General features: G+C 64.0%; 5 protein-coding genes. 4 read left to right on the top strand and 1 reads right to left on the bottom strand.

Annotated features, from left to right (window positions below):
* Nucleotides 1–1063: 1063 nt before the first annotated feature.
* Nucleotides 1064–2458 (bottom strand): MFS transporter, encoded by a 1395-nt coding sequence (locus AC1DS6_RS17800; protein WP_477102845.1) that lies wholly within the window; start codon nt 2456–2458, stop codon nt 1064–1066.
* Between the two features lie 351 nt (nt 2459–2809).
* On the opposite strand from AC1DS6_RS17800, the gene AC1DS6_RS17795 reads away from it, so the two are divergent.
* The 4 genes from AC1DS6_RS17795 (at nt 2810) to AC1DS6_RS17780 (ending at nt 8311) form a co-directional block, all read left to right on the top strand.
* Nucleotides 2810–4330, top strand: a complete 1521-nt coding sequence (locus AC1DS6_RS17795; protein WP_477102844.1) for a pyridoxal phosphate-dependent decarboxylase family protein — start codon at nt 2810–2812, stop codon at nt 4328–4330.
* On the top strand, nt 4327–5607 hold the full coding sequence (locus AC1DS6_RS17790; RefSeq protein ID WP_477102843.1) for an ATP-grasp domain-containing protein: 1281 nt from the start codon (nt 4327–4329) through the stop codon (nt 5605–5607). Before AC1DS6_RS17795 ends, AC1DS6_RS17790 begins: the two co-directional genes overlap by 4 nt.
* Complete coding sequence (locus AC1DS6_RS17785; protein WP_441633337.1) at nt 5552–7153, top strand: hypothetical protein; 1602 nt, start codon at nt 5552–5554, stop codon at nt 7151–7153. Before AC1DS6_RS17790 ends, AC1DS6_RS17785 begins: the two co-directional genes overlap by 56 nt.
* 555 nt (nt 7154–7708) lie before the next feature.
* Entirely contained in the window at nt 7709–8311 is a 603-nt protein-coding gene (locus AC1DS6_RS17780; RefSeq protein ID WP_477102842.1) for a response regulator transcription factor, read from the top strand.
* Nucleotides 8312–8383 lie beyond the last annotated feature (72 nt).

The following is an 8383-nucleotide window of genomic DNA, read 5'->3' as shown; positions in this document are numbered from 1 at the left end:
TCTTCTTTGCTTCGGCAAAGAAGACTAACGAGAAGAAAGCCGACCCTGCCGGGAGCAGAGCCATCAGGCTCTTCAACTGCGTTGATTGCGTCGTGCGGGTGGTGGCTTCGGCTGGCATGTCCTACCGGCTTCAACGGCTGCTCCCCTGCATGCCACACGGGTTTCGTGGTGCGGCCCCTAGTGGCGAGCGCCCTGCCCATTCGGCCATCTGCCGTTCGCGATGCAACGGGCCACGATTCTTCGAGCCCAACTGGTTTCGTGGTTTTGTCTCTGGCGGAACGCGCGGTGATTGTTCGATCCCTGCCGTTCGCAGGGGGCGGCGCCGCGCAACTTCGCAATGATGCGTTTCGTGGTGGGCGCGGTGGCCCACGCTCAGTCCCCTGCGGCCTCGTTCATGGATTGGTCGAGAACCGCACAACACCGTCGCCAGATCCTTCCGTGTTCGCTGACCGGGCCACGGCGCCACCACGAAACGAAGACGGCCGTATGCAGTCACGGCTAGCGCCGGTACGGCAGGGTGTCAATTGGCAGGGTATTTGCCGTCAGAGACAAAACCACGAAACCAGCAAGGTACGAAATGCCGTGGCCCGTTGCCCCGCGAACGGCAGATGGCCGAATGGGCAGGGCGCTCACTATCAGGGGCCGCACCACGAAAGCACTGGGTAATGCTATTGCGCTGCCCTTCGAGTCGTCGTACGCTGTTGGGTCCAAAAACCAACGCCGAAAAACGAGGCCACGGGCGATTGAGCGCGGGCCACCGTGCCCACCACGAAACCCATCATTGCGAAGTTACGCGGCGCCGCTCCCTGCGAACGGCAGGGACCGAACAATCACCGCGCGTGCCGCCAGAGCCAAAACCACGAAACCACCGGGCAATGGCATTACGCTACCCTTTGAGCCGGTAAGGCACGCCAGCCGACACCTGGGCCGCACGACGCAATCAACGCCGTTGAAGAGCCTGATGGCTCTGCCCCCGGCAGGGTCGGCATTCTTCCCGAACGCTGTTGGGTCCAAAAACCAACGCCGAAAACAAGACCCCTCAAGCAATGTCCCAATTCAAAACTCAAAGATCCGCATCAACCGCCCCCCGCACCGGCGCCGCAGTCTCCGTACCCCCCCGCAACCGACTAAAACTAACCCCCGCCCCAATCCCCGCAACAACCGCCGCCACACAAAGCGCCACCCGCGCAGCGCCACCCTGATCGATGCTGAACAACAACGCCAGCACGGCAGTCCCCGTAGTCTGCCCAAGCAACCGAGTAGTCGCCTGCGCACCGCTGGCGCCACCGCTGCGTGCGGGCGGCGTCGCCCCGATCATGGCCCGGTTGTTAGGCGACTGGAACAAACCGAACCCCAGCCCGCACATCGCCATGCGCCAGCACACGGCAAAGCTTGAAGCATCCGGCCCGAGCAGCGCCAGCCCCACCAGCCCCGAGCCCAGCAACGTCAGCCCGATGCCAGCCAGAACGCTGGCGGGATACCGGTCGGACAAGCGCCCCGACAGCGGCGCCATGATGGCCACCATCAACGGCCACGGCGTGATCAGCAGCCCGGTTTCATGCAGCGAGCGGCCAAGCTGGTATTCCAGGTAGAAGGGCAGTGCGACAAAGGACAGCATCTGCGCCATGAAGGAGCAGAAGGACGTACCCACCGCCAGCGTGAATGAGCGGCTGGCGAACAGGTCCACCGGCACCAGCGGCGCCGGCTTGCCGCGTTGCATGCGCACCAGCCACCAGCCCAGCGTGGCAGCCACCACCAGCGCGGCCGCCGCGGCAGGCCGCCAGGCGGCATGGCCTGCGCCGTCCACACCCAGGATGAACAAGGCGAACACCACGGCCGATAGCAGCGCGCTGCGATAGTCGAAGCCATGCGGCTGGGGCGGCGTTGCGGGCAGCGCCGTGCGCGCCAGCGCCAGCGCGAAGATCGCCACCGGCACATTGACGGCGAACAGCCACGGCCAGCTGGCGAAGGACAGGATCAGCGCGCCCACCGAAGGGCCCACGGCGATGGTGATACCCACCACGAGCGCATTCAGGCCAATGCCACGGCCGAGTTTGGTGGGCGGGTAGATAAAGCGCACCAGCGCCGTATTCACGCTCATGATGCCGGCCCCGCCGATGCCCTGCACCACCCGCGCAGCCACCAGCACCGGCAGGCTTGGCGAGAGTGCACACAACAGCGAACCCACCAGGAAGACCGCCAGGCCGATGCGGTACACGCGCTTGTAGCCAAGGATGTCGCCCAGCGAGGACAGCGGCAGCAGGCACACCGTGACGGTGAGCTGGTAGGCGTTGACCACCCAGATGGTGCTGGATGGGTCCGACGCTAGCTCGCGCGAGATCGACGGCAACGCGATATTGGCGATCGAGCCGTCGAGCACAGCCATGATGAGGCCGCAGAACACGGTGAGGATGGCCCAGTTTCGTTGGGGATGGGGTAGGCCTTGGTGTGGCTGCATGGGAGGAGGGCGGGGGGTGAGGAGAGGCGGGAGCGTTGCTTAAGATGCTTGACGACACAATTATCGTCGCGTGCGGCGGCGCTCGCAAACTATCGGATTGTGTTAAGGCGGGCGCGGTGGTGTTGTTTTTTTGGTGCCCGCGGCGGTCGAGGGCCTGGCCCGCCGCTTTGCGTGGAAGCGGGGCGTGGGCGATGTTCAGCGTTTCCCTGAGAAATAAGGCAAAAAACCCGCCATCCTCTTCAAAACGCGCCAGCGGCCCGACGCTATGATCCCCTGCACGATGTCCCGGAACCGAGGTCGCGAGATGCCCCTCGGCAGGGGATGCATGCGTTTTCCGGACAGCCAATAGCCATGTCAACACCAACCAACGAGGGCCGCCGGCAGCCAGTCCCCGCCAGTCTCGACCCCGTCGACTGGAGCGGGCTCAGGGCGCAGGGTCACAGCATGCTCGACGATATGCTGGATTATCTCCAGGGCATTCGCGAGCGGCCGGTCTGGCAGCCGATTCCCGACGCGGTGCGCGGGCGCTTTCGCGAGCCCTTGCCCCGGCAAGGAAGCGGGCTGGACCAGGTTCACCGGACCTTCATGGACAGTATCCTGCCGTTTGCCGTCGGCAATGCGCATCCCGGCTTCATGGGCTGGGTGCATGGCGGGGGAACGCCCGTCGGGATGCTGGCGGAAATGCTCGCGGCGGGGCTCAATGCCAACCTGGGTGGCCGCGACCATATCCCGGTCGAGGTGGAGTGGCAGGTGCTGCGCTGGGTGATCGAGCTGTTCGGCTTCCCGCAGGATGCGAGCGGCCTGTTCCTGACCGGCTCCTCCATGGCCAATCTGTCCGGCGTGCTGGTCGCCAGGACCCGGGCGCTCGGCAGTGGCGTCCGGTCGGGCGGCGTGGCGCAAGCTTCGCGCCGCCTGAGTGCTTATACCTCGGCCAGGGCGCATGGCTGCATCGCGCAGGGCATGGACCTCGCCGGCCTGGGAAAAGACAACCTGCGATCGATTCCCGTTGACGATCTGGGGCGCATGGACATGGCATGTCTCGAGGCGGCCATTGCCGTCGATCGCGCTGCCGGCTTTACGCCATTTCTCGTCGTCGGCACTGCCGGCACCGTGGATACGGGTGCCATCGACGACCTGGCAGCGATCGCGCGCATTGCCCGCCGGGAGCAACTGCATTTTCATGTCGACGGTGCCTTCGGCGCCCTGGCCATGCTGTGCCCGCAATTGGCCCCGCGCCTGCGCGGAATCGAGCAGGCAGACTCGATCGCCTTTGATTTCCACAAATGGCTGCAAGTCCCCTATGACGCCGGCTTCCTTGTGGTCCGGGACCGGCAATTGCACTTGCGCACCTTTGCGACGCACGAAGGCACCTATCTCAGCCGCGGCGAGCGCGGCATGGCGGCCGGTTCGCCCTGGCCTTGCGATTTCGGGCCGGACCTCTCGCGCGGCTTTCGCGCGTTGAAGACCTGGTTCACGATCAAGGTCTACGGTACCGAGCGCCTGGGCGGCATGATCGTCCATACCTGCGCGCTCGCGCAGGAACTCGCGCGGCGCATCGATGCCGAGCCGGAACTGGAAATGCTGGCGCCGCCATCCCTCAATATCGTTTGCTTCCGCTTCATCGGCACCGGGCTCGATGCGCACGGCGCCATCGAACAGGTCAACCGCGATCTCGTCGTCGCCCTGCAGGAATCCGGCGTGGCCGCGCCGTCATCGACCGTGCTCGATGGCCGCTTCGCGATCCGGGTTGCCCTTTTCAATCATCGCAGCACCGAGCAGGACATTGATGTCCTGCTCGGTGCCACCCTTGCGCTCGGCCGCTCGCTGAGTGCACCGTTATCCATTCCCGAAGCCAGCGACTTGCCACAATGAATGCAATCCATGACCCCGTGACCCAGGCGCCGGGCCCGGATACCCTGATCGGTCTGCGCTACCTGCTGCGGGCGGCCCACCAGAATGAGGATCTGCGCCCGCTTGGCGCGGAACTGATCAAGCATCTGGAGTCGCATCCGGACGACGCGAACGCACTGATGGATCTCTCGCTGGTCCTGCAACTGATTGGCGATCATGCGCTCGCCATGACTGTCCAGGCCGAGGCGCTGCAGACGCGGCAGCTTTATCATCTGCCGACCTTGCGCGGTGATGGCGTTGGCCTGCGCGTGCTGGCCGTCATGGTGTCGGGCGATCTGATGGCCAACACCCCGATCGAATGCCTGCTGGGCAACTCCGACGTGGCGCTCGACGCACTGTATGTCACACCGGAAAACCCGCTGCCGCAGGCCGTGCCGGAGCACGATGTGCTCTTTATCGGAGTTGGCGAATCCGACCGTACCCAGCCCGTGCTGGAGCAGTTGCGCGCACTCGCGGCCATCTGGCCGCGCCCAGTGCTGAACATGCCGGATCGCCTGCAACTGCTGTCGCGGGACACGGCTGCGTCGATACTGGCGTCGGCTCCGGGCATCTGCATGCCGCCGACCCGGCGCGTGGATCGCCAGGTACTGGCGAGTGTCGCCAGTGGGCAGGCAGCGATCTCGTCGGTGCTGGGCGAGGGCAGTTTCCCGATCATCGTCAGGCCCCTTGGTTCGCATGCCGGCAAGGGACTGGAGAAAATAGCCGACGCGGCCGAACTCGCCGGCTACCTGGCGCACAGCCAGGAGCCTGCGTTCTACGTCTCTTACTTCATCGACTACCGGAACGCGGACGGCCAGTACCGGAAATACCGGCTTGTACTGATCGAAGGGCGCCCGTACGTCTGCCACGTCGGCATCTCCGAGCACTGGATGATTCACTATCTCAATGCCGGCATGGCGGAGAGCGCGGCCAAGCGGGATGAAGAAGCGGCGATCATGCGCGACTTCGACCACACCTTCGCGCTGCGTCACAAGGATGCACTCGCGCTGATTCAGGAGCGGCTGGGCCTTGACTATGTCGGCCTGGATTGCGCCGAGACGCCGGATGGCGAGTTGCTGGTGTTCGAGGCGGACACGGCCATGGTCGTGCACGATATCGATCCTGTCGATCTTTTTCCCTACAAGCAGCCGCAGATGCACAAGATCTTCGCTGCGTTCAGGACCATGCTGATCAACGCCAGCCATGCCGACCATGCCGACCGACCGCACGCTCCCGATGCCGCTGCCATCGACGGCTGACCTGCTGGTGAGCGGCGGGGATCATCGCATCGCGCTGGACCCCGTCACTGGCCGGAACAAGTATGGTTGCCAGCCATGCGCTTCACCGGGGCTGGTTGCCTTTGGCTCGTCCACTTCCTCGGGGATCTCGCCGGCGGCGTTCGCCGTGGCGGACGGACTTCGCGGCCGGCTGGCCGGCGGGCTGGCGCACCAGCCCGCAGCCGAGTTGTATCGCCGCGAGTTGGAGCGGTTGCGCGGCGAGTTGCTGGCATTGTGCGGCATCGATCATGCCCTTGACCCCGGGCTCGTCTTCTCGGCGTCGGGCACCGATGTGCATTTGCTTGCGGCGCAGGTGGCGGCGAGATTGTCGGGGGATGGCGGCGCCAGTGGCGTCCCGGTCCGGCCCCTGGTGATCCTGGCCGGCGAGGCCGAGAGCGGCAGCGGCGTGCCCGCGGCGCTGACCGGGCGGCACTTCAGCACGTATAACGCGCTGGGCCGTATCACCATCCCGGGCGAATCCCTTGGCCGGGCCTGCGCCAGCGACATCCTCAATGTGCCGATTCGTCACGCCGATGGCAGTCTCCGGGATGCCGACGTGGTCGACGTGGAAATCGAAGCGCTCGTCAGCCAGGCCGTGCATGACGGACGTCATGTGCTGCTGGTGCTGATCGATGTCTCCAAGACCGGATGCATTGCGCCAAGCATCTCGTGCGTGATGCGCCTGCACCGCCGCTGGCCATCGGCGGTGCAGGTTCTCGTCGACGCCTGCCAGTTCCGCATCGAGCCGGGCACCATCCAGGCGTATCTGCGCAACGGCTTCATGATTGCGCTGACCGGTTCCAAGTTCGTGGCAGGGCCATCGTTTTCCGGCGCCCTGCTGCTGCCGGCAGTGGCCGGCGAGACGCTGCGCCAGCGGGGCATCCCTGCGGAACTCCGCCTCTACTCTGCTCGCGAGGAGTGGCCCCGCGACTGGCCATGCGCGCAATCCCTTGGATCGCATGCGAATTTTGGCTTGCTGCTGCGCTGGCAGGCCGCTGTCCATGAGTTGCGCGAGTTCCGCGCGGTGCCAGCCCCGCAAGTCGAGGGCATTCTGCGGCGCTTCGCCAATGCCATCCGGCAAAGGCTGAGCCGCGATCCGGCTTTTTCCATCCTGGATGTACCGGCGCTGGACCGCACGGCGCTGAACATCCTGTCGAACTGGGACGATATTCAGACCATTTACCCCTTCCTGCTGTATCGGTCGGCTTCGCATGGCGGCAAGACTGCGCTCAGCCGCGACGAAACGGCTGGAATCTATCATCGGCTGCAAGGGCCGGGGCGCGGCGCCGACGCTCTGGCCTATCACATCGGTCAGCCGGTCGACTGTGGTCACAGGGCGGGTATCCCTGTCAGCGCCTTGCGACTGTGCATGAGTGCCAGGCTGGTGGTTCAGGCCGCGCGCGACCCCGGTCAGGAAATGGGCGTTATCAGACAGGCCATGTCCTGTCTGGATACGGTCGCAGCATTGGTTCGCACCCCACCATCCTCGCTCAGTGGCACCACAGTGCTGGATGCGGCATTTTCATAAGCCCCGGGCGGTAGCCTGTCGGTTTTTCCGCCTGGCTGGCGCCGGCAGCGCCGGGCTGCTTCATGCACTGGTGCGCGGCAGGCATGGTCATGGTTCCATCGGGTTCCATCGCCGCGGCATGATCCCAGGCTCGTGCCCGCGGAGGATGCCAGCCCAGGTCGTGGGTCGTCGCCTCCGTCATCATCATGGCATCGATTGCGACTTAAAAGGTATATGGCTTTAATCGTTGGTTCTTATAATATTTTTTAATAAGGTTTAAAGTAATTAATATGCCGGGAGACGAAAAAAGCACACCTTTCTTCCCGGTATGCATGGTGGATGAGACGACTGAGTTTTTTAATAGGAATGCGTACCGAGATGATCACTCGGTTGAGCCAATTTTCGGTTTCGCGGCTTGCCCGCGACTCGGGGATTACCCAATTTCCACTTCAGAATAATGCTGGCCTACTGTGCCGACGGGGAGTGCGTGTCACGCGGCCTATCGGTCGCAGCGCGGTGAACTTGCGGACCGGCCGGCATCCGGTAGCCAGGCACCAGGAAATGGAGGCGTAGGCTGTGTCAGCTGAGCGATCCGTAATCTATCTAGTCGACGACGATGAAATTGTGCTCTGGACATACCATGAGTTGCTCCGTGGTCTTGGCGCAGACATAAGGCAGTTTGTTTCCTCTCGCGAGTTTGTCGAATCGTACCGACCGGCTCCGGTTGAATGCCTGGTTTGCGATCTGCGCATGCCGGGGATGTGCGGGCTGCAGGTGCAGGGCGCGCTGGCAGGCATGGGCGTTTTTCCGCCAACCATCTTTGTCTCCGCTTACTCCGAGGTCGCTTCGGTGGTCAAGGCGATCAAGGCGGGCGCGCTCGATTTCCTGGAGAAGCCGGTCGATGGCGCAATGCTGGTACAAAAAGTGCGCGGCGCGCTGGAGCGCAGCCGCCAGATGTACGAACAGAGGCTGGCTTCGGCCGACAAACGCACGCGGCTTGCACTCCTGACCCCGAAGGAGCGAGTCGTTGCCTGGCACGTCACGACCGGCAAGACCAGCAAAGCGATTGCCACGGAACTGGGGATTAGCGTCCGTACCGTGGAAAATCACCGGGCGCGCCTGATGGAGAAACTGCAAGTCAAATCCGCAATTGAATTGACAACGCTGTTTCTTGATTGATCCATCCTGCCGGGACGCCAATAAAAAGTGACGAAGACCAGAAATCAAGGTCGCGTTATCTGCCGCCACCGG

This window comes from Cupriavidus sp. 05L310 (genome assembly GCF_056398185.1).
The sequence above is the reverse complement of the archived record's forward strand: the minus strand, read 5'-3'. Positions and strand labels throughout refer to the sequence as shown.

Excerpts from the sequence above, each read along its gene's own strand:
- AC1DS6_RS17800 (WP_477102845.1), bottom strand. The coding sequence starts at position 2,458 with ATGCAGCCACACCAAGGCCTACCCCATCCCCAACGAAACTGGGCCATC.
- AC1DS6_RS17795 (WP_477102844.1), top strand. The coding sequence starts at position 2,810 with ATGTCAACACCAACCAACGAGGGCCGCCGGCAGCCAGTCCCCGCCAGT.
- AC1DS6_RS17790 (WP_477102843.1), top strand. The coding sequence starts at position 4,327 with ATGAATGCAATCCATGACCCCGTGACCCAGGCGCCGGGCCCGGATACC.
- AC1DS6_RS17785 (WP_441633337.1), top strand. The coding sequence starts at position 5,552 with ATGCCGACCATGCCGACCGACCGCACGCTCCCGATGCCGCTGCCATCG.